This window comes from Brevundimonas sp. FV2ps16 (genome assembly GCF_058681075.1).
Genome location: NZ_CM178728.1, coordinates 830,995 through 853,698 on the forward strand (window position 1 = coordinate 830,995; position 22,704 = coordinate 853,698).

22 protein-coding genes are annotated in these 22,704 nt (G+C 67.2%); 13 read left to right on the top strand and 9 right to left on the bottom strand.

Annotated elements, in window-relative coordinates; genetic code table 11:
- Nucleotides 1-143 precede the first annotated feature (143 nt).
- From polA to ACW170_RS03925, 4 genes are all read right to left on the bottom strand, one after another.
- Nucleotides 144-3,059: a DNA polymerase I gene (polA, locus tag ACW170_RS03910; RefSeq protein ID WP_492088380.1), complete on the bottom strand. Its 2,916-nt coding sequence runs from the start codon at nt 3,057-3,059 to the stop codon at nt 144-146.
- Between the two features lie 38 nt (nt 3,060-3,097).
- The gene (locus ACW170_RS03915) at nt 3,098-3,733 is read right to left on the bottom strand and encodes a DUF6655 family protein (RefSeq protein WP_492088381.1); all 636 of its coding nucleotides are present in this window, start codon (nt 3,731-3,733) and stop codon (nt 3,098-3,100) included.
- A complete protein-coding gene (locus ACW170_RS03920; RefSeq protein ID WP_492088382.1) occupies nt 3,733-4,173 on the bottom strand; it encodes a VOC family protein in 441 nt (146 codons plus the stop codon). The genes ACW170_RS03915 and ACW170_RS03920 overlap by 1 nt, the downstream gene beginning before the upstream one ends.
- Before the next feature lie 87 nt (nt 4,174-4,260).
- On the bottom strand, nt 4,261-4,500 hold the full coding sequence (locus ACW170_RS03925) for a zinc-finger domain-containing protein (RefSeq protein ID WP_271164909.1): 240 nt from the start codon (nt 4,498-4,500) through the stop codon (nt 4,261-4,263).
- A gap of 107 nt (nt 4,501-4,607) precedes the next feature.
- Between ACW170_RS03925 and ACW170_RS03930 the strand changes: the two genes are divergently transcribed.
- A complete protein-coding gene (locus tag ACW170_RS03930) occupies nt 4,608-5,582 on the top strand; it encodes an ABC transporter ATP-binding protein (RefSeq protein WP_492088383.1) in 975 nt (324 codons plus the stop codon).
- Here the strand turns inward: ACW170_RS03930 and ACW170_RS03935 are convergent.
- From ACW170_RS03935 to ACW170_RS03945, 3 genes are all read right to left on the bottom strand, one after another.
- On the bottom strand, nt 5,579-6,460 hold the full coding sequence (locus ACW170_RS03935; protein ID WP_492088384.1) for an alpha/beta fold hydrolase: 882 nt from the start codon (nt 6,458-6,460) through the stop codon (nt 5,579-5,581). The two genes, ACW170_RS03930 and ACW170_RS03935, sit on opposite strands and share 4 nt — an antisense overlap.
- 62 nt (nt 6,461-6,522) lie before the next feature.
- Nucleotides 6,523-7,032 (bottom strand): D-glycero-alpha-D-manno-heptose-1,7-bisphosphate 7-phosphatase, encoded by a 510-nt coding sequence (locus ACW170_RS03940; protein WP_492088385.1) that lies wholly within the window; start codon nt 7,030-7,032, stop codon nt 6,523-6,525.
- On the bottom strand, nt 7,029-8,117 hold the full coding sequence (locus ACW170_RS03945; protein ID WP_492088386.1) for an AGE family epimerase/isomerase: 1,089 nt from the start codon (nt 8,115-8,117) through the stop codon (nt 7,029-7,031). The genes ACW170_RS03940 and ACW170_RS03945 overlap by 4 nt, the downstream gene beginning before the upstream one ends.
- Nucleotides 8,118-8,317: 200 nt before the next feature.
- On the opposite strand from ACW170_RS03945, the gene ACW170_RS03950 reads away from it, so the two are divergent.
- The 8 genes from ACW170_RS03950 to pnp all read left to right on the top strand — a co-directional run bounded on the left by ACW170_RS03950 (nt 8,318) and on the right by pnp (nt 16,055).
- Nucleotides 8,318-9,481, top strand: coding sequence for a DegT/DnrJ/EryC1/StrS family aminotransferase (locus tag ACW170_RS03950; RefSeq protein WP_492088387.1), 1,164 nt, complete (start codon nt 8,318-8,320; stop codon nt 9,479-9,481).
- 4 nt (nt 9,482-9,485) lie between these two features.
- A complete protein-coding gene (locus tag ACW170_RS03955; protein WP_492088388.1) occupies nt 9,486-10,418 on the top strand; it encodes a Gfo/Idh/MocA family protein in 933 nt (310 codons plus the stop codon).
- Nucleotides 10,419-10,465: 47 nt separating this feature from the next.
- Nucleotides 10,466-10,990, top strand: coding sequence for a hypothetical protein (locus tag ACW170_RS03960; RefSeq protein ID WP_492088389.1), 525 nt, complete (start codon nt 10,466-10,468; stop codon nt 10,988-10,990).
- 58 nt (nt 10,991-11,048) lie between these two features.
- Nucleotides 11,049-11,726 (top strand): DUF2459 domain-containing protein, encoded by a 678-nt coding sequence (locus tag ACW170_RS03965; protein WP_492088390.1) that lies wholly within the window; start codon nt 11,049-11,051, stop codon nt 11,724-11,726.
- A 65-nt stretch (nt 11,727-11,791) separates the two neighbouring features.
- Nucleotides 11,792-12,250 (top strand): 30S ribosome-binding factor RbfA, encoded by a 459-nt coding sequence (gene rbfA / locus ACW170_RS03970; RefSeq protein ID WP_492088391.1) that lies wholly within the window; start codon nt 11,792-11,794, stop codon nt 12,248-12,250.
- A gap of 43 nt (nt 12,251-12,293) precedes the next feature.
- Nucleotides 12,294-13,226, top strand: coding sequence for a tRNA pseudouridine(55) synthase TruB (truB, locus tag ACW170_RS03975; protein ID WP_492088392.1), 933 nt, complete (start codon nt 12,294-12,296; stop codon nt 13,224-13,226).
- A gap of 73 nt (nt 13,227-13,299) precedes the next feature.
- The gene (rpsO, locus tag ACW170_RS03980; RefSeq protein WP_492088393.1) at nt 13,300-13,569 is read left to right on the top strand and encodes a 30S ribosomal protein S15; all 270 of its coding nucleotides are present in this window, start codon (nt 13,300-13,302) and stop codon (nt 13,567-13,569) included.
- Nucleotides 13,570-13,817: 248 nt separating this feature from the next.
- On the top strand, nt 13,818-16,055 hold the full coding sequence (pnp, locus tag ACW170_RS03985; protein ID WP_492088394.1) for a polyribonucleotide nucleotidyltransferase: 2,238 nt from the start codon (nt 13,818-13,820) through the stop codon (nt 16,053-16,055).
- Between the two features lie 94 nt (nt 16,056-16,149).
- Here pnp and ACW170_RS03990 read toward each other — a convergent pair whose 3' ends face one another.
- Nucleotides 16,150-16,551 carry a Tat pathway signal protein gene (locus tag ACW170_RS03990; protein ID WP_492088395.1) on the bottom strand — a complete coding sequence of 134 codons (402 nt, stop codon included), beginning with the start codon at nt 16,549-16,551 and terminating at the stop codon, nt 16,150-16,152.
- Between the two features lie 146 nt (nt 16,552-16,697).
- Here ACW170_RS03990 and ahcY point away from each other — a divergent pair, with 146 nt between their 5' ends.
- The 4 genes from ahcY to ACW170_RS04010 all read left to right on the top strand — a co-directional run bounded on the left by ahcY (nt 16,698) and on the right by ACW170_RS04010 (nt 21,254).
- A complete protein-coding gene (gene ahcY / locus ACW170_RS03995) occupies nt 16,698-18,089 on the top strand; it encodes an adenosylhomocysteinase (protein ID WP_492088396.1) in 1,392 nt (463 codons plus the stop codon).
- A gap of 75 nt (nt 18,090-18,164) precedes the next feature.
- Nucleotides 18,165-19,319: a BaiN/RdsA family NAD(P)/FAD-dependent oxidoreductase gene (locus ACW170_RS04000; protein ID WP_492089134.1), complete on the top strand. Its 1,155-nt coding sequence runs from the start codon at nt 18,165-18,167 to the stop codon at nt 19,317-19,319.
- Between the two features lie 206 nt (nt 19,320-19,525).
- Nucleotides 19,526-20,221: a LolA family protein gene (locus ACW170_RS04005; RefSeq protein ID WP_492088397.1), complete on the top strand. Its 696-nt coding sequence runs from the start codon at nt 19,526-19,528 to the stop codon at nt 20,219-20,221.
- A gap of 235 nt (nt 20,222-20,456) precedes the next feature.
- Nucleotides 20,457-21,254 carry an exodeoxyribonuclease III gene (locus ACW170_RS04010; RefSeq protein ID WP_492088398.1) on the top strand — a complete coding sequence of 266 codons (798 nt, stop codon included), beginning with the start codon at nt 20,457-20,459 and terminating at the stop codon, nt 21,252-21,254.
- A 1-nt stretch (nt 21,255) separates the two neighbouring features.
- On the opposite strand, the gene yczR is transcribed toward ACW170_RS04010, so the two are convergent.
- The gene (yczR, locus tag ACW170_RS04015) at nt 21,256-22,701 is read right to left on the bottom strand and encodes a MocR-like transcription factor YczR (protein WP_492088399.1); all 1,446 of its coding nucleotides are present in this window, start codon (nt 22,699-22,701) and stop codon (nt 21,256-21,258) included.
- Nucleotides 22,702-22,704: the final 3 nt, after the last annotated feature.

The window sequence follows — 22,704 nt, forward strand, 5'->3', positions numbered from 1 at the left end:
GCCGAGATCAACCTTGAGGAAGCCAGGCAGGCGTAGGTCGAACCAGCTTTGCTCGCGAGCTGGATTTAGATTCCGTTCCTGACGCTAGCTTCGGTACCCCTAACCGCTGAGCCTCGGGTCAAACCCCCGCGGCGGGTTCGCCGCTAGTGCGCGGCGTCCCAGTTGGGGGCGGCGCGGGCGTCGACGACCAGGGGGACGGTCAGGGCCACCGCCGGGTCTGAGGCGGTTTCCATGACGCGTTTGATGACGGTGATGGCGCGGTCGGCTTCGGCCTCGGGGGTTTCGAAGACCAGTTCGTCGTGGACCTGCAGCAGCATGCGGGTTGTCAGCCCGGCCTCGGCCAGGGCTGTGGGCATGCGGATCATGGCGCGGCGGATGATGTCGGCGGCGGCGCCCTGGATCGGGGCGTTGATGGCGGCGCGCTCGCCGAACTGGCGTTCGGCGCCCGATTTCGAGTGGATGGCGGGGATGTGGATGCGGCGGCCGAAGACGGTGGAGACGAAGCCGGCCTGGCGGACCTCGGCCTTGGTCTTGTCCATATAGGTGCGGATGCCGGGGAAGCGGTCGAAATAGGTCTTGATGTATGCGCCGGCCTCGCCCTGATCGATGCCCAGCTGGGCGGCGAGACCGAAGGCGCTGATGCCGTAGACGATGCCGAAATTGATGGCCTTGGCGCGGCGGCGGGTTTCGGACGGCATGCCCTCGACGGGGACGCCGAACATCTCGCTGGCGGTGGCGGCGTGGATGTCGAGCCCGGCCTTGAAGGCGCGTTTCAGCTCGGGGATGTCGCCGATATGGGCCAAGAGGCGCAGTTCGATCTGGCTGTAGTCGGCGCTGATCAGCAGATGGCCGGGGGCGGCGATGAAGGCCTGGCGGATTTCGCGGCCGGTCTCGGTGCGGATCGGGATGTTCTGAAGGTTGGGATCGCTGGAGGCCAGGCGGCCGGTGGTGGCGGCGGCCAGCTGGTAGCTGGTGTGGACGCGGTCGGTGGCGGGGTCGGCGGCGGCGGTCAGGGCGTCGGTATAGGTGCCCTTCAGCTTGGACAGCTGGCGCCAGTCCAGCAGGACGCGAGGCAGGGCGTGTGTGGCGGCTAAGTCTTCCAGCACGCTGGCGTCGGTGCCCCATTGGCCCGAGGCGGTCTTCTTGCCGCCGGGCAGGTTCAGCTCGCCAAACAGGATTTCGCCGATCTGGCGGGGGGAGCCGATGTTGAAGGGGCGGCCGGCGATCTCGTGGGCCTGGGCCTCCAGCTCGGCCATGCGCAGGCCGAACTCGCTGGACAGGCGTTTGAGGCGGTCGGGGTCGACGCGGACGCCGGCGGTCTCCATCTCGGCCAGGACGGCGGGCAGGGGGCGTTCCAGGGTCTCATAGACGGTGGACAGGCTCTCGCGCGCCAGCCGGGGCTTGAGGATGCGCCACAGACGTAAGGTCACGTCGGCGTCTTCGGCGGCGTATTGGGTGGCGGGTTTCAGGGCGACGTGTTTGAACGACTTCTGGCTCTTGCCCGTTCCGGCCACGCTCTTGAACGGGACCGGGTCGTGCCCCAGATGCAACCGCGCCAGCTCGTCCATCCCGTGCCCGTGCAGCCCGCCCTCGAGCACGTATGAGATCAGCATGGTGTCGTCATAGGGCGCGACCCGGATCCCCCGCCGCGCCATGACCGCCAGATCGTATTTCGCGTTCTGCAAAACCTTCAGAACCGACGGATCTTCCAATAAAATCTTCAGCTTCGCCAAGGCCTTGGCCTTGTCCAGCTGCTGAAGCGGCTCCCGCGCCTCCCCCGGCTCCCCGAACAGCCCCCCTTCGCCCGCCTGCGGCTCATGCTCATGCGTCAGCGGGATGTAGCAGGCCTCATTCGGCCCCACCGCCAGCGACACCCCGCACAGCCCCGCATGCGTCGCCGACAACGCATCCGTCTCCGTATCGAAGCCGACAGTCCCCGCCTCGACCGCCCTAGCGATCCAGCGATCCAGCGCCTCTTCGGTCTGCACGCATTCGTAGGCCTCAAGGTCGAAGCTCTGGGCCTCAGCCGGGCCTTCCACCACCTGGCCGTAGCGGGGCGTGGCGACGGGGGCGCTCAGGTTCGGGGCGCGCTTGGGCGCAAAGGCCGAGGTTTCGCTGGGCCCCGCCTTGCCGTCGCCGACGCGCCGTTGCAGCGACCGGAACTCCATCTTGTCCAGAAAGGCCGACAAGGTCTCCGGATCGGGATCGCGCACGGCAAAATCGTCGATCAACTCGGGCGCAGGGACGTCACAGGTCAGGCGGACCAGTTCGCGCGACAGGCGGATCTGGTCGGCGAAATTGATCAGGGTTTCGCGGCGCTTGGGCTGTTTGATCTCGCCGGCGCGGGCCAGCAGGGTGTCGAGATCGCCGTATTCGTCCAACAGTTGGGCCGCCGTCTTGGGGCCGATGCCGGGGGCGCCGGGCACATTGTCGACGCTGTCGCCGATCAGGGCCTGAAGATCGACCATCTTCTCGGGGCCGACGCCGAACTTCTCGAAAACCTCGGGCTCGGCCAGACGCCGGTCCTTCATCGGGTCCCACATGACGACGCCGCCGCCGATCAGCTGCATCAGATCCTTGTCGGAACTGACGATCACCGCCTCGCCGCCGGCGTCGCGGGCTTTGCAGGCATAGGTGGCGATCAGGTCGTCGGCCTCGTAGCCGGCCAGTTCGACGCAGTGCACGCCGAAGGCCGCCGTAGCCTCGCGCACCAGCGGGAACTGCGGAACCAGGTCCTCGGGAGCCGGCGGGCGATGCGCCTTGTACTGGTCGTACAGGGTGTTGCGGAACGTCTTTTCAGAATGGTCGAAGATGGCGACCAGATGGGTGGGGCCGTCGGCGCCCTTCATGTCCTTCAGCAGCTTCCACAACATGTTGCAGTAGCCCTGGACCGCGCCGACCGGCAGGCCGTCGGACTTTCGCGTCAGCGGCGGCAGGGCGTGATAGGCGCGGAAGATGTAGGCCGAGGCGTCGATCATCCACAGCCGAATGGCTGGGCCGTCCTGGGTGAGGGGGCGGTCGTGTTCGGGGGCGATCTCGGAAGCAGCGGCGTCGGTCATGGGCGGAACATAGGCGGCCGAGCCCGCCGCGTCAGCCGTTAGAATTCGGTCCAGCTGGATCCAGGATTAAGCTGGCCCGGTTGCGCCTGTTGCTGGCCCCAGGTGACGATCATGAGCAGCTTGTGGCTCCGGATCCGATACTGGCCGATCATCGGCAGAACGGCGCCCAAGGGGGCGCCGGTCTTCGCTTCGTAAAGAAAGCCGGAAAACTCGGCCACGCCCGCACGGTCGCGATTGCTGTAGACCGACAACTCCGGCAGCGAGACGACGTTCAAGTTCTCGTTGATCGGAATCCGCATTTCCGGAATGCCGACGACTCGCCGCATCTGCTCCAGCGACAGGGCCCCCGTGCGGACTTCAAACACGGCGTCGGCCTCATCTCTGGTGCGGGTCAACCGGTAGCCGGCGTCAGACAAGGCCGCCCGGATCGCGCTGATGGCGTAACGGGAATTATCGGCCTGGAAATAGGTTTCGTCGACGAAGATCGTCGTGCCCGTCGGCAGGGGCAGGGACAGGCCTTCAACGGCCTTGTCCGCCGCCCGTGTGAGCAGAAGCTGCTCGGTTGCGGTCCGGCCGATGTTCGATTCCGTGGTGGAGGCGCAGGCCGACGCGAGCAGAACCGCCGTCAAAAGGGCCACGGCTGAACCGAAACGCGTCGCGTCGCTCCTCCTCATCACCAGCTTCCCGTGTTGGGCATGGAGGCCCAAGGCTCGGCCGGCGCCAGGGGCTCGCCGTCCTGCAGCAGTTCGATCGAGATGCCGTCCGGCGACCGGACGAAGGCCATATTGCCGTCGCGCGGCGGGCGATTGATCACGACACCGCCATCCATCAACCTCTGGCAGGCGTCGTAGATGTCATCGACCTTATAGGCCAGGTGGCCGAAGTTGCGGCCGCCCTGATATTCTTCGGGATCCCAGTTGAAGGTCAGTTCGACCTCGGGGCAGCGTTCCGCCGCCGACTGTTCCAAGTTTTTGGGCGCAGCGAGGAAGACCAGGGTGAACCGCCCGGCCTCGTTGTCCACCCGGCGGACCTCTTGCAGGCCCAGCAGGTCGCAATAGAAGTGCAGCGAGGCGTCGAGGTCCTGAACCCGGACCATGGTGTGCAGATAGCGCAAGAGTGTCTGTCTCCGTCCGGGGAGTGGCGGGTCAGCGCCTTCTATAATCGCCCAACGTCCAAACCGCGACTCGGCTTGGGCGCAGGTTCAGTGAGCCTCAGGCGCGCGGGCGGCCGGGCTGAGATATTCACTCTCATCGTGCGGATGAGCCGACAGGACGAAGCGACGGTCGCAATAGCCGCACTCGATAAAGTCGTCCTCGCCCATATCCATATAGACCAGCGGATGGCCCAGAGCGCCGCCGCCGCCGTCGCAGGCGACGCGTTTGGTCGAGACAATGACCTCTTCGGGCGGAGGAATGATCGCGTCGGGATGGCGGGGCGGCATTGTTCAACTCGTGGACTTGGCGAGGAGGCGTCGGGCGCATACCTATGCGGCCCGTCCGGCGGCGTCAAACCGCCGCACGACCCGATGTCTCGACCAAAGCGCCCCAAATGACTGATGCAACGATCCTGCCTGACAACGCCATCGAGGTGCACGGGCTGAAGAAGACCTATGCGGGCTCCAAGAAGGCCGCGCCCAAGACGGCGCTGCGCGGGGTCGATCTGGTCATTCCGCGCGGTTCGGTGTTCGGGCTCCTGGGCCCCAACGGCGCAGGAAAATCGACCCTGATCAACATCTTGGCAGGCGTGGTCAAGAAGTCGGAGGGTACGGTGACCATCTGGGGTCGCGACATCGACAAGGAGCCGCGCGACGCCGCCGCCGCCCTCGGCGTCGTGCCTCAGGAGATCGTCGCCGACGTCTTTTTCACCCCTCGCGAGTCGCTGGAGGTTCAGGCCGGCTTTTATGGCGTTCCGAAGAATGAGCGCCGCTCGGACGAGCTGCTGGCGGCGCTCGGTCTTTCGGACAAGGCCAACGCCTATGTCCGCGCCCTGTCCGGCGGCATGAAACGCCGCCTGATGGTGGCCAAGGCCCTGGTTCACAATCCGCCCATCCTGATCCTGGACGAGCCGACCGCCGGGGTGGACGTCGAACTGCGCCGCCAGCTTTGGGCCTATGTCCGCCAGATCAATGCGGAGGGCGTGACCATCGTCCTGACCACCCACTATCTGGAAGAAGCGCAGGAGCTCTGCGACACCATCGCCATCGTCAACCGGGGCCAGGTGGTGGCCTGCGAGCCGACGCCGCAACTGCTGCGCCGCCTGGACAGCCGCAATGTGGTCGTCACGCCTGATGTCCCGCTGGACACGGCACCCGCCCTGCCCGGCTTCGTCGTCACCGCCCGCCCGAACGGCGCCTTCGCGGTGGCCTACAAGAAGGGGCAGTCGTCGGTGGAACAGGTCATCGCCGCCGTACGCAAGGCCGGGATCACCATCGCTGACATCACCACCGAGGACCCGGACCTGGAGGACGTCTTCCTGGCCCTGACCTACGGGGACGCGAGCCAGGTCGATCCGACCAAGGACTAGCCGATCTCCGCCAGGAACTCGAAGATCGCGGCCTTCGCCTCAGCCTCGTCCAGCATAGGGGCGTGCCCCACGCCGGGAACCTCGACATAGGCCATGGCCGGCGCGGCCTTGCGCATCTTCTCGGCGATGGCGGCGCTCAACAGGTCGGACGCTCCGCCACGCACCAGCAGGGTCGGTTTGGTCTTCGCCAGCCGCCGGAACATGGGCCACAGGTTGGGAACCAGGGCCTTTGCCCCCGCCGCCCGGATCGGCACGGAAATATCGGGATCATAGTCCAGCCCGATCTCGCCGTCCGGCTGTTGGCGGAAGATGCGGCGGGCGAAGGCGTCCCAGTCCGCCTCCGAATAATGGGGGAAGGCGACGGCGTTGATCCGTTTCGCATAGGCCGCCGCGTCGGCCCAGGAGCCGATCTCGACCGGCTGACCGCTGTAGGCCGCGATACGCGCCAGACCTTCCGGCGCCACCTCGGGCCCGATGTCGTTCAGGATGGCGGCCACAACGGCCTTAGGCCGCAGCGCCGTCAATGCCATGGTGATCAGCCCCCCCATCGAGGTGCCGACGAAGACAGCCCGGTCGATGGCCGCCTGCTCCATCAAGGCCAGAACATCCGCCGCATAGATGTCGGGTCGATAGGTCATCGGATCGGGCGCCCGATCCGACAAGCCGCGCCCGCGCACATCGACCGCCAGCACGCGCCGACCGCTCTGGGCCAGAAGCGGCGCCAGGGCCCCGAAGTCGGCGCTGTTACGGGTCAGGCCATGAATGGCGATGATCGGGGGGCGGGCGACGCCGGGCCCCGGCGCATAGTCGCGCGCGAACAGGTCCAGGCCGTCCGATGATTTCCAGCGACGTTCGGCATAGGCGGCGACGGGGTTCACGGGGGCGCTCCTTCAACCAGGAAGGAACAGCGTAATTCACCGCGCAAGGAATTGCGATGGCGTCAGGCGCCGATCAATTCGCGCACGAAGACATCCAGATTGCCGCCCTGGAACAGAAAACCCGACACCCCAGCCCGTTTGGCCGCCTCGATATCGCGCGGCTGGTCGCCGATCATGAAGGACCGGGCCGGGTCGATGTCGTGATCCGCGATGGCCCGTAAAAGCATGCCCGGATTGGGCTTGCGGTCAGGATGATCAGGATGGCGATAGCGGTCGTCCTGAGCCTCTGGATGGAAGGGGCAGGCGTAGACCGCATTGACCACCGCCCCCTCCTGCGCCAGGCGTTTGACCAGCAGGCTGTTGAAGGCGTGCATCTGATCCTCGCCGAACATGCCGCGCGCCACGCCCGACTGATTGGTGACGATCACCGTCAGATAGCCCAGCAGATTCAACCGCCGTACCGCCGCGCCCACACCGGGCAGCAGCTTCAGATGTTCAGGGAGGTGCGGATAGCCGGAATCCTCGATCAGGACCCCGTCGCGGTCCAGGAAAACGGCGGGCAGGCCGGTCATGCGTCGCGTCTCAGCAGCTCGGTGAAGGCCGTCATAAGATGGTAGAGGCTCGAAGCGGGCACAGCCTTGTCGGGCGAAACGCCGTCGGCGTCATAGGAATCCACCCACAGGCCGGGAACGGCGGTGGCCAGATGGGTGTCGAAGGTCGCGGCGATCAGGTCGACGGCTTGACGGTCGCCGAACACCAGAGCCGAACGGATCGCCTCCGTCTGGCACCACAGGCGGCGTCCGGCGTCGACCGGCGCGCCCTGCGCATCGACTTCGCGGATCATGAAGCCGTTCTTCAGTCCCTCGGCGGCGCCGCGACGGTGCAGGGCCTCGGCGGCTTCGGCGGAATCCAGACCCGCAGCCTTGGCCTGAAGCAGCAGCCACGACCACTCCTCCAGATGGCCCGGCTCGACGATATGGCCGGTCTGCGGATCGGGGACCCAGTCCTCGGTGAAATACTCACGAATGGCGCCGTCGATCAGGAAATGGGTCCGGCACAGGTCCAGCGACACCCGCGCCGCCGCCTCGAATGCCGGGTCAGCCGCCGTCCCCTGCCAGGCCAGCATGGCCTCGAGCAGGTGCATATGCGGGTTCTGGCGTCGCGGCAGGCGGGGCGGCAGGGCCTCGTGCCAGCCGCCGTGCGGCGCGGTCATTCGCGCATTGATTTGGGCCAGGGTCTCCAGCGCCAGCGGTCGGGCGCGTTCGTCGCCCAGCACACGGTGCGCCGCCGCCAGGGAAAACATGACGAAGGCCAGGTCATAAAGGTCCGGCGTCTCATCCAGCACGCCGCCGGCGTCATCGGTGGCCGCGACCCACAGGCCGTCGTCACGGCGGCAGGTGGCGATCATGCCGTCCAGACCGGCCCGCGCAATCGCCCGGCCCGCGTCCCAGCCCAGGTCGGCGGCTTCGCAGAAGACATAGATCTGGCGCGCCTGAACCCGCGTGCGGCGGCGCGCGCCCGTCACGGGCTGTCCGTCGAAATCCAGCAGCTCGAAGAAGCGCCCGTCGGCGTCCACCCCGCGCGCGGCCCACAAGGGAAGGGCGTGATCGAACAGCCAGGTCGAGACCCGGTTCTTTGCATCTGAGAGCGTCATCATGGCGGTGGCTTAAGGCGCATCCGGCGCGGCGCCAAGCGGCCACGGTTGCAAAGGGCAACGCGAAGTGACGCCGCTCCGTTTGGCCCCCGCGCCTGATCTTGCTAGGAGGGCGGCCAGCCTCGCGGCCTGACCCGTCGGTCCGCCGCCCCCGAATCGCCGCCCCGCCTCGCCGCACCGCCTCGCCATGGAGAGCGCCTCTCATGATCCCCTTCATCGACCTTCAGGCCCAGCGCCTGCGTCTCGCCGGCAAGATCGAGGCCGCCGTTCAGGAGGCCGTCGTCGGCGGCGCCTGGGTCATGGGGCCTCAGGTCCGTCAGTTTGAGGCCGACCTGGCCGCCTTCGGTCAGGCCAAGCACGCCCTGGGCTGCGCCAACGGCACCGACGCCCTGATCCTGCCGCTGATCGCCTGGGGAATCCGCACAGGCGACGCCGTCTTCTGCCCCAGCTTCACCTTCACCGCGACGGCCGAGGTCGTGCCCTGGCTGGGCGCCTCGCCGGTGTTCGTGGACGTGGACGCGCGCACCTACAACATGGACCCCGTCCGCCTGGAGGCCGCCATCGAGGCGGTCAAGGCCGAGGGTCGCCTGACGCCCAAGGTGGTCATCGCCGTCGATCTGTTCGGCCAGCCTGCCGACTATCCCGCCATCCGGGCCATCTGCGACCGCCACGGGCTGAAGCTGATCTCGGATTCGGCGCAAGGCTTCGGCTGCACCCTGAACGGCCAGCATCCGCTGAACTGGGCCGATGTCACGACGACCAGCTTCTTCCCGGCCAAGCCGCTGGGCTGCTACGGCGACGGCGGCGCGGTGCTGACGAACGACGAGGACCTGGCGCAAGAGATGGATTCCCTGCGCGTCCACGGGAAGGTGGTGGCCAAGGATCTTCAGGCCGGCGCGGCCGCCTTCACCCATGATCCGAAATACCTGGCCATGCGCATCGGCATGAACAGCCGGCTGGACACCATCCAGGCCGCCATCCTGATCGAGAAGCTGAAGGTGTTCGGCCAAGAGATCGAATGGCGCAACCGAATCGCCGCCCGCTACAATGAACATCTGGCGCCCCATGTGGCGGCCGTGCCCCACGTCATCGACGGCGGCGTGTCCATCTGGGCCCAGTACACGATCGAGCACGCGGACCGCGACGGCCTGATCGCCCACCTCAAGGACCAGGGCGTGCCCACCGCCGTCTATTATCCCGTGCCCATGCACCTGCAACCGGCCTATGGGCGTTTCCCGCACGGCGCCGGCGGCCTGCCCGTCACCGAGCGGCTGAAGGACGTGGTCCTCAGCCTGCCGATGCACGCCGACCTGGACGAGGCGACCCAGGACAAGGTCATCGCCGCCGTCGCCAGCTACAAGGGCTAACACCATGCCGAACACCCCCGTCCTCAAGTTCGGCGTCGCCGGCGTCGGCGTCATGGGCCGCAACCATGCGCGCGTCGCCTCGGAAATGCGCGAGTTCGACCTGACCACCGTCTTCGACCCCGACACGGTCGTCGCCGACGGCGTCGCCGCCGCCTACGAGACGGCCCCGGTCACGACGGCCCAGGCCTTTATCGACGCCGGGCTCGACGCCGCGGTCGTGGCGACGCCGAACCGCTTCCACGCCGACATCGGCGTCGCCCTGCTGGAAAGGGGCGTCCACGTCCTGGTCGAGAAGCCGATCGCCGCCACGGTCGCCGACGCCCAGCGGATGATCGACGCCGCCAAGGCCAATGACCGCGTCCTGATGGTCGGCCAGGTCGAGCGGTTCAATCCGGCGGTCGAGACCGTCAAGCGCGCCGTCGCCGACGACGAGATCATCTCCATTCAAGTCACCCGCGTCGGCCCCTTCCCGCCCCGCATGGGCGACGTGGGCGTGGTGATCGACCTGGCGGTCCATGACATCGACATCATCCGCCACCTGACCGGATCCGAGATCGTCGAGGTCCAGCCGCAACTGGCCCGCACCCGCGCCGAACGCGAGGATACGGCCCTGCTGCAGTTCCGGCTCGACAATGGGGTGATCGCCCACATCACCACCAACTGGGTGACGCCCTACAAGACCCGTACCCTGCAGGTCGCCACCAAGACCAAATTCATCGTGGCCGACCTGATCACCCGCCAGGTCACCGAATATTTCGGCCAGCAGCCCGACGGCTCCTACTCCACCCGGATGCTGAACAGCTGGCCGGCCGAACCTCTGAGGAAGGAGCTGGAAGCCTTCGCCCGCGCGATCCACACCGGCGAGACCCCGGCGGTGACGGGCGAAGACGGTCTGCGGAACCTCGAGGTCGCCTTGCGCTGCCTGGGAGAACACTGATCGGGGCAAGGCCTAAAGTCGCCGCAATGGTTGGGAAAGGAAGAGACATGCGCTCGCCCCTCGCCCCGCTTCTCGTCGTCTCTGGCCTCGTCGCCCTGCTGACCGTGTCGGCGGCCGCGCCCGCGCACGCCGACACTCGCTATTTCTCGTATAACGCGACGGACCGGATCACCCAGGCCCTGACCAAGGGGATCACGCTTCAGGTCCGACGCGGCCTGTTCGGGGCGGTCAACGTCGAGCGGCTGTTCTCGACCACTGCGCGCGGCTCGGCCGATTTCACGCGCGGCGGCCCGGACGCCGCGCGGCGGGTCCTGCCCGAGGGCGCCAACGAGACCGACCTCTACGCCATTGAACAGACCGGCGACGGACGCGGCCTGGCCCGCGCCCTCTGCCCCGGCGCGGACGAGGTCTGGCTGGTGATGAGCCGCATCCGCGCGCCCAGGCCCCTGACCATGCAGGCCGTGGGTCGCTGGAGCGACGGTGCCTATCGCCACTGCGTGACCCTGAGCTACGAATGGCGCGGCGAATGGCAGACCGCGCCGGCGTCGCCGTTCGACGATACCGCCTCCTAGCGCCTGTCACGCTTGATCGTTTATCCTCGCGGCTGAAGAGGCGCTGGGAGAGACGGCGATGCGTTGGGCCCTGCCCCTGGCGGTTCTGATCGGCGTAATCGCCGCCCTGCTGACCTGGACCCGGCCGGGCGGGCCTATCCCGCCGGACGCCAACACACCGGTCGCCGTCTATCTGCTGGATAACGGCTTCCACACAGATCTGGCTGTGCCTCGCGCCGCGCTAGAACGACGCGGCGGGCCGTTGGGACAGGCCGTAGCGACCCTGGCGCCGGGCGACTGGATCCTGATCGGCTGGGGCGACGCGACCTTCTACGTCGATCAAAGCCCGATCTCGGACCGGCTGCCCGACGGCGCGCGCGCCTTCTTCAGGCCCGGCAATCCGTCCGTCCTGATGCTGGACCCGGAGCGCCACGATCCGCGCGACCGCTACGCCGCAGATCGCCGCGCCGCCCTGCGACTGTCGCCCGTCGCCTTCGACCGGATGGCGGGGCGGATCGAGGCCTCGCTGGATCTGTCGGGGGGCGACCCACGCCTCGCGGTCGCCCGTCCCGGCGACGACGCCCGTTTCTTCGCCGGCCGAGAAACCTTCTCGATCCTGCACCTTTGCAACCACTGGACAGCCGGGGTGCTGAACGCGGGCGGGGTGACGATCCGTCCCGCCCGGTCAGTCTTCTCAGCCGAAGTGATGCGGTCTGTCAGAGCGGCGGAACTGGACAGGGCGGCTCCACGCGCCTAGACCGCCCGACTTTCGCTTATCCGGCCGGGTCCGAGCCCCGGCGGGCGAACAAGAAGGAGCGGCCGATGGCCCACAAACAGCATACCCGCAATTCCTCCGGCCCGGCCGGCCCCAGCCAACGCCAGCTGCGCGCCGGCGAACTGATCCGTCACGCTCTGGTCGACATCCTGCGCGAGGAGGACATCCACGACGAGGCGCTGGCCGGCGTCTCCATCACCGTGACCGAGGTGCGCCTGTCGCCGGACCTGAAACACGCCACCTGTTTCGTCGAACCCCTGGGCGCCGGCGTCGAGGCCGCCGCGACCACGGGCCATGAGAGCGAGATCATCAAGGCGCTGAACGTCCACGCCAAATTTCTTCGCGGCCAGTTGGGCCGCCGGCTGGACATGAAATTCACCCCCGACCTGCGCTTCCGCCACGACGAAAGCTTCGACGCCGCCAGCCATATCGACCGCCTGTTCGAAGACCCCCGCGTCCGCGCCGACCTCGAACGCCGCGACGACGAGAGCGAGGGCGACGCCTAATGACCCGGCCTCAAGCAGCGCGAAGCGCGATAGGTCCGGCATAATGGCCCGCAAGAAGAAGGGCGACGTGGTCGACGGCTGGGTCTGCCTGGACAAGCCGTTCGAGATGGGCTCGACCGAGGCGGTCAGCCGCATCCGCCGCCTGTTCAACGCCCAGAAGGCCGGTCACGCCGGAACCCTGGACCCGCTGGCCAGCGGCATCCTGCCCATCGCCCTGGGCGAAGCGACCAAGACGGTGCCGATGATGATGGAGGCGCAGAAGGTCTATCGCTTCACCATCAACTGGGGCGTCTCGACCGACAGCGTGGACCGCGAGGGCGAGATCATCGGCCGCTCGGACGTTCGTCCCTCGGTCGAGGCGGTGAAGGCCGCCCTGCCCGCCTTCGTCGGCGAGATCGACCAGACCCCGCCCCGCTTCTCGGCCATCAAGGTGGACGGCGCCCGCGCCTATGACCTGGCCCGCGACGGCGTCGAGTTCGAGCTTCAGGCGCGCCGCGTCACCATCTATTCGGCAGAAGTCACCGACGCGCCGGACGCCGATCACGTCGAACTGACCATCCGCACCGGCAAGGGCGTCTATGTCCGGTCGCTGGCGCGCGATCTGGCGGCCGTCCTGGGCGCCGAGGGGCATGTTTCGGCCCTGCGGCGCGAGCGGGTGGGACCGTTTCATACCGAAAACGCCGTGACGCTGGATTTTCTCGAGGATTTGGTGCATAGGGGCGCCGCCTCGGAAGGCTTGCTTCCCGTTGCGACCGCCCTGGACGACATCCCGGAGCTGGCCGTGACGGATCAGGACGCCTTCTCGCTTCGGCAGGGACGCCCGATCGTTCTGCTCCCCCGTCAGGTGGAAACCCTCAAGGATCGCCTTTCCGGCGGTTCGCGAACGGTTTCAGCCTTTCAGGGCCAGACCCTCGTCGCCCTCTGTCAGTTGCGGGCCGGCCGGTTAGAACCCGACCGCGTTTTCAATCTTTCCTGATCGCCTGATCAGGGGACTCCAACCCGGCCTCAAGTCGCGCGAAAGCGCGGTAGGCCACCAAGGGAGACTTACGATGTCGGTTACTGCTGAACGCAAGCACGAGATCATCGCCGATAACGCCCGCACCGCTGGCGACACCGGCTCGGCCGAGGTTCAGGTCGCGATCCTGTCGGAACGCATCTCCAACCTGACCGAACACTTCAAGACCCACAAGAAGGACAACCACTCGCGTCGTGGCCTTCTGAAGATGGTGTCGCAACGTCGCCGCCTGCTCGACCACCTGAACAAGGTCGACGCCGGTCGCTACCAGGCGCTCATCTCCAAGCTGGGCCTGCGCCGCTAAGGCGTCGGATCAGTGTAAGACTGTATTTCGAGGCGCGGGCGGTCACGTCCGCGCCTCGTTGTGCGATTAGAACCGACCTGCGCGCCGCAGGAATTGACGGCGCAGACGCGAGGGCCATGCCGGTCCTCAACCGGGTCTTTCGCGATGGCGCGGCGACCCCTGGATCGAAGGACTGAACGCCCGACGCATCCGCCCCCAATGATGGGACCCCGCACGGAATACGCCGTCCGGGATACGAAAGACGAAATATGTTCGATATCAAACGCAAGACGATCGAGTGGGCCGGACGCCCGCTGACCCTGGAAACGGGCCGCATCGCCCGCCAGGCCGACGGCGCCGTGCTGGCGACCTACGGCGAGACCGTGGTTCTGGCCACCGTCGTCTATGGCCGCTCGCCCAAGCCGGGTCTGGATTTCTTCCCCCTGACCGTCAACTACCAGGAAAAGACCTTCGCCGCCGGCAAGATCCCGGGCGGCTACTTCAAGCGTGAAGGCCGTCCCAGCGAGAAGGAAACCCTGGTTTCCCGCCTGATCGACCGTCCGATCCGCCCCCTGTTCGTCAAGGGCTTCAAGAACGAGACCCAGGTCGTCATCACCGTGCTGCAGCACGACATGGAAAACGATCCGGACGTCCTGGGCATGGTCGCCGCCTCGGCCGCCCTGACCATCTCGGGCGTGCCCTTCATGGGCCCCATCGGCGCCGCGCGCGTCGGCCTGATCGACGGCGAGCTGGTTCTGAACCCGACCGTCGACCAGATCCCGGGCTCTGACCTGGACCTGGTGGTCGCCGGTACGCAAGACGCCCTGATGATGGTCGAATCCGAAGCCAAGGAGCTGTCGGAAGAGAAGATGCTCGAGGCGCTGATGTTCGCGCACGCCGGCATGCAGCCGGTGATCGACGCCATCATCGATCTGGCCGAACACGCCGCCAAGGAGCCCTTCGACTTCCAGGCCGAAGACCACTCCGACGTCGTCGCCTCGATCAAGAAGCTGGTCGGCGAGGACATCAAGTCCGCCTACACCCACCCCGGCAAGTATGACCGTCGCTCGGGCGTCGATGCGGCCAAGAAGACCGCCGCCGCCGCCCTGGTGAAGACCGACGAAAACCCCGAGGGCGTCGACAGCTCCAAGTTCGCGGCCGCCTTCAAGGAATGCGAAGCCGACGTCCTGCGTCGCGACATCATCGAGAACGCCCACCGCGTCGACGGCCGCGCTCTCGACAAGGTCCGCGCCATCGTGTCGGAAGTCGGCGTCCTACCGCGCACCCACGGTTCGGCCCTGTTCACGCGTGGGGAAACCCAGGCCCTGGTCGTCGCCACCCTGGGCACCGGCGAGGACGAGCAGTACATCGACAGCCTGCAAGGCACCTACAAAGAGTCCTTCCTGCTGCACTACAACTTCCCCCCCTATTCGGTGGGTGAAGCGGGCCGCATGGGTTCGCCCGGCCGTCGCGAAATCGGTCACGGCAAGCTGGCCTGGCGCGCGATCCGTCCGATGCTGCCGTCGAAGGAAGACTTCCCCTACACCATCCGCCTGGTCTCCGAGATCACCGAGTCGAACGGCTCGTCCTCGATGGCCACGGTCTGCGGTTCGTCGCTGGCCCTGATGGACGCCGGCGTGCCGCTGATCCGTCCGGTCTCGGGCATCGCCATGGGCCTGATCCTGGAGCCGTCGGGCGAGTTCGCCATCCTGTCGGACATCCTGGGTGACGAAGATCACCTGGGCGACATGGACTTCAAGGTCGCCGGCACTTCGGAAGGCATCACCAGCCTTCAGATGGACATCAAGGTCGCCGGCATCACCAAGGAGATCATGAAGCAGGCCCTGACCCAGGCCTCGGCCGGTCGCCTCCACATCCTGGACGAGATGTCCAAGGCCATGGATGCGCCGCGCGCCGAACTGGGCGAGCATGCGCCGAAGATCGAAACCATCAAGATCGCGGTCGACAAGATCCGTGAAGTGATCGGTTCGGGCGGCAAGGTGATCCGCGAGATCGTCGAGAAGACCGGCGCCAAGATCGACATCGGCGATGACGGCACCATCAAGGTCGCCGCCAACGACCAGGAGAAGATCGACGCCGCCAAGGCCTGGATCCAGTCCATCGCCTCGGAACCGGAAGTCGGAACCATCTACTCCGGCAAGGTCGTCAAGGTCGTCGATTTCGGCGCCTTCGTGAACTTCTTCGGCGCCAAGGACGGTCTGGTCCACGTGTCCCAGATCGCCCTGGAACGCGTCGCCAACCCGGCCGACGTCCTGTCGGAAGGCCAAGAGGTCAAGGTCAAGTTCCTGGGCTTCGACGATCGCGGCAAGACCAAGCTGTCGATGAAGGTCGTCGATCAGACCACGGGTGAAGACCTGACCGACAAGATCAACGCCGAACGCGCCGAGCGGGGCGAAGAGCCCCTGTCGGACGACACCGGCGGCCGTCCGAAGCGCGAAGGCGGCGGTGATCGCGGTGGAGATCGCGGTCGTCGTCGTCGCGACTAAGCCTTAAGGCTCGTCCGAAAAGAGAAAGGCCCCGCCGGCAACGGCGGGGCCTTTTTCATTCCTCTGCCGCAAAAAGCGGCGCGTCCGCTGGCGATCAGAGGGCCAGCACCGTCCCTAGCAGCACGCGGGCGCCCGCGCGGCCCAAGGTGGCGTTGGTGGCCGCCTGAAGCTCGGCCGTCAGTCGATCCAGATCGGGGACCGCGCCGGGGCGAAGTCCATTGGCGAACCTCTGGGCGGCGATGGCATATGCGGCGCGAAGCCGCGGCGCCGACTGCTGCGCACGGGTTCGAAGCGTCGCGTCCGGCACATCCACGCCGGTCTCGACCGAAAACACGCCACGCCCGCCATTGGCGCGCAGGATCGAGGCCGTGACGATCGGCAGTCGGAAATAGGTGTCCGCCGACGGGGCGGCGGCTCCGCCCGAAGAGGCGCGGGCGGGGGTCGAGGCGGCGGCCGTCGCGACGAGGGCGAGACCGAGAAGGGCGCGGCGTTCCATCCCTCTAGCCTAACCGATCGGGCTTAAGAAACTGCTGAGCCCGCCATCAGGCATAGCGCATATAAGGATATCCTTATGTGTTTATTGCTCCTTCATCGTCTGCGGGCTAGAAGGGCTGAAAATCCCCTGCGGCCAGGAGCCCTCCCATGACCGACTACATCATCCGCGACATTTCTCTGGCCGACTGGGGCAAGAAGGAAATCGACATCGCCGAAACGGAAATGCCGGGCCTGATGGCTCTGCGCGCCGAGTTCGGCGCCGACCAGCCGCTGAAGGGCGCCCGGATCGCCGGCAGCCTGCACATGACCATCCAGACGGCGGTTCTGATCCAGACGCTGGAAGCCCTGGGCGCCGAAGTGCGCTGGGCCTCGTGCAACATCTTCTCGACCCAGGATCACGCCGCGGCCGCCATCGCCGCCTCGGGCACCCCGGTCTTCGCCGTCAAGGGCGAGACGCTGGAGGAATACTGGGACTATGCGCACAAGATCTTCGAATGGGCCGACGGCGGCTATCCGAACCTGATCCTGGACGACGGCGGCGACGCCACCCTGCTGTGCGTGCTCGGCCCGAAGGCCGAGAAGGACATCTCGGTTCTGGCCAATCCCCAGAACGAGGAAGAAGAAGCCCTGTTCAAGGTGATGAAGCGCTACATCGCCGAGAAGCCCGGCTTCTATTCGGCCATTCGCGACGCCATCGGCGGCGTGTCGGAAGAAACGACCACCGGCGTCCACCGCCTGTACCAGATGTCGGAACGCGGCGAGCTGCCCTTCCCCGCCATCAACGTCAACGACAGCGTCACCAAGTCGAAGTTCGACAATCTGTACGGCTGCCGTGAATCCCTGGTCGACGCCATCCGTCGCGGCACCGACGTCATGCTGTCGGGCAAGGTCGCCGTGGTCTGCGGCTACGGCGACGTGGGCAAGGGCTCGGCCGCCTCGCTGCGCCAGGGCGGCGCCCGCGTGATCGTGACCGAGATCGACCCGATCTGCGCCCTGCAGGCCGCCATGGAAGGCTATGACGTCCAGACCCTGGACGACGTCGCCGACAAGGCCGACATCTTCGTCACCGCCACCGGCAACAAGGATGTGATCACCGTCGATCACATGCGCCGGATGCGTCACAACGCCATCGTCTGCAACATCGGCCACTTCGACTCCGAGATTCAGGTGGCCGGCCTGAAGAACTTCAAGTGGGACGAGATCAAGCCTCAGGTCCACCACATCGAATTCCCCGGCGGCAACAAGATCATCCTGCTGTCGGAAGGCCGTCTGGTGAACCTGGGCAACGCCACGGGCCACCCGTCCTTCGTCATGTCCGCCTCCTTCACCAACCAGACCCTGGCGCAGCTGGAGCTCTGGACCAACAAGTCGGCCTATGAGACCAAGGTCTACACCCTGCCCAAGCATCTGGACGAGAAGGTCGCCGCGCTGCACCTCGGCAAGCTGGGCGCCAAGCTGACCGTGCTGAACAAGGAACAGGCCGATTACATCTCCGTGCCGCAGGAAGGCCCGTTCAAGCCCGAGCACTATCGCTACTAAGGCCCATATCCCGGAGCCGGTCTCGTGAGCCGGGCGTCTTTCGACGTCCTGGTGGTCGGGGCCGGCGCTGCGGGCATGATGTGCGCCGCCGAGGCCGGGCGGCGCGGCCGTCGGGTCCTGGGCGTCGATCACGCAGCCAACCCCGGCGAGAAGATCCGCATCTCCGGCGGCGGACGGTGCAATTTCACCAATCTGGGCTGCGGGCCGGCGAACTTCCTGGGTGAGAACCCCAGGTTCGCCACCTCGGCCCTGCGCCGCTTCACCCAGCACGACTTCATCAAGCGCGTGGACCGGGCCGGTATCGCCTGGCACGAGAAGACCCTGGGCCAGCTGTTCTGCGACGACAGCGCCAAACAGATCGTCCGCATGCTGACCGACGACATGGCGGCGGCGGGCGTGACCCTGAAGATGAAGACCGGCGTCGAGCGCCTGGCCAGGTCCGGCGAGGGCTGGACCATCGACCTGTCGGACGGAACCCAGGTCACGGCGGCGGCCCTGGTCGTGGCGACCGGCGGCAAGTCGATCCCCAAGATGGGCGCGACCGGCTGGGCCTATGAGGTCGCGCGCCAGTTCGATATCCGCCTCACCGACATCCGTCCGGCCCTGGTCCCCCTGACCTTCGAGGCGGGCCTGTTGGAGACCTTGACGCCGCTGGCCGGCGTGGCTGTAGACGCACGGGTCGCCTCGGGGCCCGACGCGAAAGCGCGCAAGGCGGCCTTTAACGAGGCCATGCTGTTCACCCATCGCGGCCTCAGCGGCCCGGCCATATTGCAGATCAGCTCCTACTGGCGCGAAGGCGAGGCCATCGTCGCGTCCATGGCGCCCGGCCGCGACGTCTTCAACGAACTGAAAGCGGCCAAGACCGCAAACGGGCGTCAAGCCGTGCATACGGCCCTGGGCCATGTGGTGCCGCGACGGCTGGCGGAAAGCCTGTGCGCGCGCGAGGGCGCGGCGGGCAATCTGGCCGATCTGTCCGACGCGACGCTGCGGCGGCTGGATCAGGCGGTCAACGCCTGGAGCGTCAAGCCGGTCGGGTCCGAAGGCTATCGCACCGCCGAGGTGACCCTGGGCGGGATCGACACCGCCGCCCTGGACCAGCAGACCCTGGCCGCCAAGGCGGTTCCCGGCCTGTATTTCATCGGCGAGGCGGTCGATGTCACCGGCTGGCTGGGCGGCTATAATTTCCAGTGGGCCTGGTCGTCCGGCTGGGCCGCCGGGCAGGTCTGCTAGATCGTCGGACATTGCCGATCAGTCGGTCGGGAACGGCTGGCGGGCGAGCCCGTTTATCCCGCCTCTGTCTTCCTAAGCTTCAGTATTGCGATGAACAGGGCTTCATCGGAGCGCCGGAATATGGTCAGGCTCGCGTCATTCCGACGCCAAGCCGGCCGGGCAAGACAGCAGGACCGCTGACCATTCCCGACTGGGAGACTGACTTGATGACCGAACGCACCCACTCCACGACCCAAGCCGCCGTCGCCGACGCTGCGGACCTTGACCGGCGCCGGCTGCTGCTTGGCGCGGGCCTCTTGACCGGGGTTGCGGCCCTCGGCCTGTTTGACGCGGCTGAGGCGCAATCCAGCCTTTCGGCCGAAGATCGCGCCGTGGTGCAGCAGGCCCAGGCCTATCTGCAGGCCCTGACGTCGGCCCAGGGCGGCTTCGTGGAGACGGGACCAGGCGGCCAGCGTCGCGAAGGCCGCTTCTATCTGCAGCGCCCCGGCAAGATGCGGTTCGAATACACCAATCCGGCCGGGCTGCTGGTCGTGTCGGACGGCTATAACGTCAAACGTTATGATCCGCGTCTGAACAATTTCCAGCAGGTCCCGCTGGGTCGGACGCCGCTGTCGACCTTCCTGGCGCGCAATGTCCGTCTGGATCAGGGCGTGCGGATCGATCGCGTCACCCGCATGAATGCGGGGGCATTTACGATCACGGCGCGGGATTCGGGACGGCCCACTGACGGGTCTGTGGTCTTGGCCTTCGCCGGCAGTCCGATCCGCCTGAGCGAGTGGACCATCACCGACGCCCAAGGGGCCCGCACCCGGACGCAGCTTAACAACTTGAGGCCGGCGTCCGGCCTGTCGGCCAGCCTGTTCCAGCTGCGCGATCCGACGCGTCGTCCGGGTCGCAACTGACGCGTTTTTCGCCGATCACGGGTATCTATCCGTTGCCGGATGATCACGGCCAAACGTCAAATATGACAATTTGACCTTTTCTGTCGGGCGTGACATCAAGAGCACAGGACGGCGGCGGCCGTTCTACCGCCTCGGATGCATCCCCCTCCCGGCGGCGAGAGAGACGATCACCTTCATAAGCCCGGCCCGTAGCGGCCGGGCCTTTTTTATGCGCCAAGGCCTGCTACAGCGGGGCATGACTCTTCGCCTCGCCACCTGGAACATCAACTCCGTCCGCCTGCGCATCGATCAGGTCGCCCGGTTCGTCGCCGAACGCGCGCCCGACGTCCTGATGTTGCAGGAGATCAAATGCACGACGGACCAGTTTCCGCGCGCTGATTTCGAAGCCATGGGCCTGCCGCACCTGCGGGTGGCGGGTCAAAAGGGGTGGCACGGCGTGGCCATCGCCTCGCGCCTGCCGTTGGAGGACAGCGACACCTTCCAGGTCTGCAAGCTGGGCCACGCCCGGTGCGTCTCGGCGCGGGTCGCCGGGATCGACGTGCAGAACTTCTACATCCCCGCCGGCGGCGACGTGCCGGATCGCGCGCTGAACCCGAAGTTCGATCACAAGATGGACTTCTACGAGCAGCTGACCGCCATCGTGGCCAAGCAGGACAAGGCGCGCCCCCTGGTCATGGCCGGCGACTTCAACATCGCCCCGGGCGAGGGCGACGTCTTCAACCATCGCTACATGTCCAAGATCGTCAGCCACACGCCGATCGAGGTGGAGACCCTGAACCGGCTCCAGGCCGTCGGCGGCTTCGCCGACGTGCTGCGGGACCGCTTCCCCGAGCCGCAGAAGCTGGCCAGCTGGTGGAGCTATCGCGCGGCGGACTTCCGCAAGTCCAACCGCGGCCTGCGCCTGGACCACATCTGGACATCGCCCGGCCTGACCCCCGCCGTGGTCAAGGACACCGCCCGGATTCACGACGACGTCCGCGAATGGGACCGCCCGTCGGACCATGCGCCCGTGACGGTCGATCTGGACGTCTGAGTTAATAGACGGCGACGGGCTTGCTCGCGACCGGCGCTGTTGATTTGCGCCGGCCCAGCGCCTTCGCCGCCTTCGCGAGTCGGTCTACAGCCGCATCTAGTTCACTCTCCGGCAGGGTGTAGGGCAGGCGGAGGCGGCGTTCGAAGGCGCCGTCCACGCCGAAACGCGGGCCGGCGGCCAGGATCAGGCCTTGCGCCGCCTGGGCGGTCAGGCTCGAACTGATCGGTCCCGGCAGCTTCACCCAGAGTGACAGGCCGCCGGCCGGTCGGGGACAGGACCAGTCGGGCAGGCGCTGCGCCAGTTGCGCCCGGAGATGATCCCGTCGCGCCCGCAACAGGGGGCGGCGCGCCGCCAGCGCCGCGCCGCCGTCGTTCAACAGTTCCACGGCGGCGAGTTGCTCGAGGATCGGGACTCCCAGATCGAAGCTGGCGCGGCTTTGGGCCAGGCGCTGGATCACGGCCCGGTCGGCGCGAATCCAGCCGATGCGAAGACCGCCCCAGACGCTCTTGGACATGGAGCCCAGCCGCACGACGCGTGGGGCGTCCACCGCCGAGGCGGTGAGCGCCGGCGGGCCGCTGAGCGTCAGCTCGACCAGGGTCTCGTCCAGCACCAGCAGAGTCTCCGAGCCCTTCAACCCGGCCAGAAGTCGGGCGCGGTCCGGGGCGCGCATCATCCGGCCGGTCGGATTGTTATGGTCCAGCACCAGATAGGCCATCGGCGCGCTGCTGCTGCGGCAGGCCGAGACCAGACTGTCCACGTCCCAGCTGTCGCCGTCGTCGGGCAAGGCGACCGGCGTCGGCCGCCCCCCAGCGGCCAGGATGGCGTCGATCGCTTGAGGATAGGTGGGGTGATCAAACACCACCGGGGCGCCGGGCCGAACGGTCAGGCGCAACAGATGAACCAGCCCGTTGTGGGCGCCGTGGGTGATCAGGATCTGACCCGGCGACGTCGCCAGGCCCCGTCGTCGATAGCCCTGGGCCACGGCCTCGCGGAGTTCCTCGAGGCCCTCCGGCTCATAGCCATGGCCGGGCAGGTTGGCGGGAAGTCGCTCCAGCGCCCGCACATAGGCGGCGTGGACATTGGGGTCGGCGGGAAGGACGGCCGCCGTCAGATCGATCATCCCCGGCTTTGGCGACCCGTCTGGCTGCGGCTGGCGAGGGGCGGGCCCGGCCGGGAGACTAGTGCGCGCCGCCTCCCCCTGTCCGCCGACCAAGAACCCGTCATCCCGGAGTCGTCCATAGGCGGCCGATACGGTCGTACGGCTCAAACCCAGGGCCTGAGCCACTTCGCGCTCGCCCGGCAGGCGGGCGGCGAGCGGCAGACGCCCGTCGAGGATCAGAAGTCGTACCGCTGCGGCGAGCTGCCGGTAGGCTGCGCCCGCCCCCGACGAACGCCAGACGCCGAGATGGCGGACAAGGGGGCCTAGGCCAATGGAGCGAGGGGACATGAG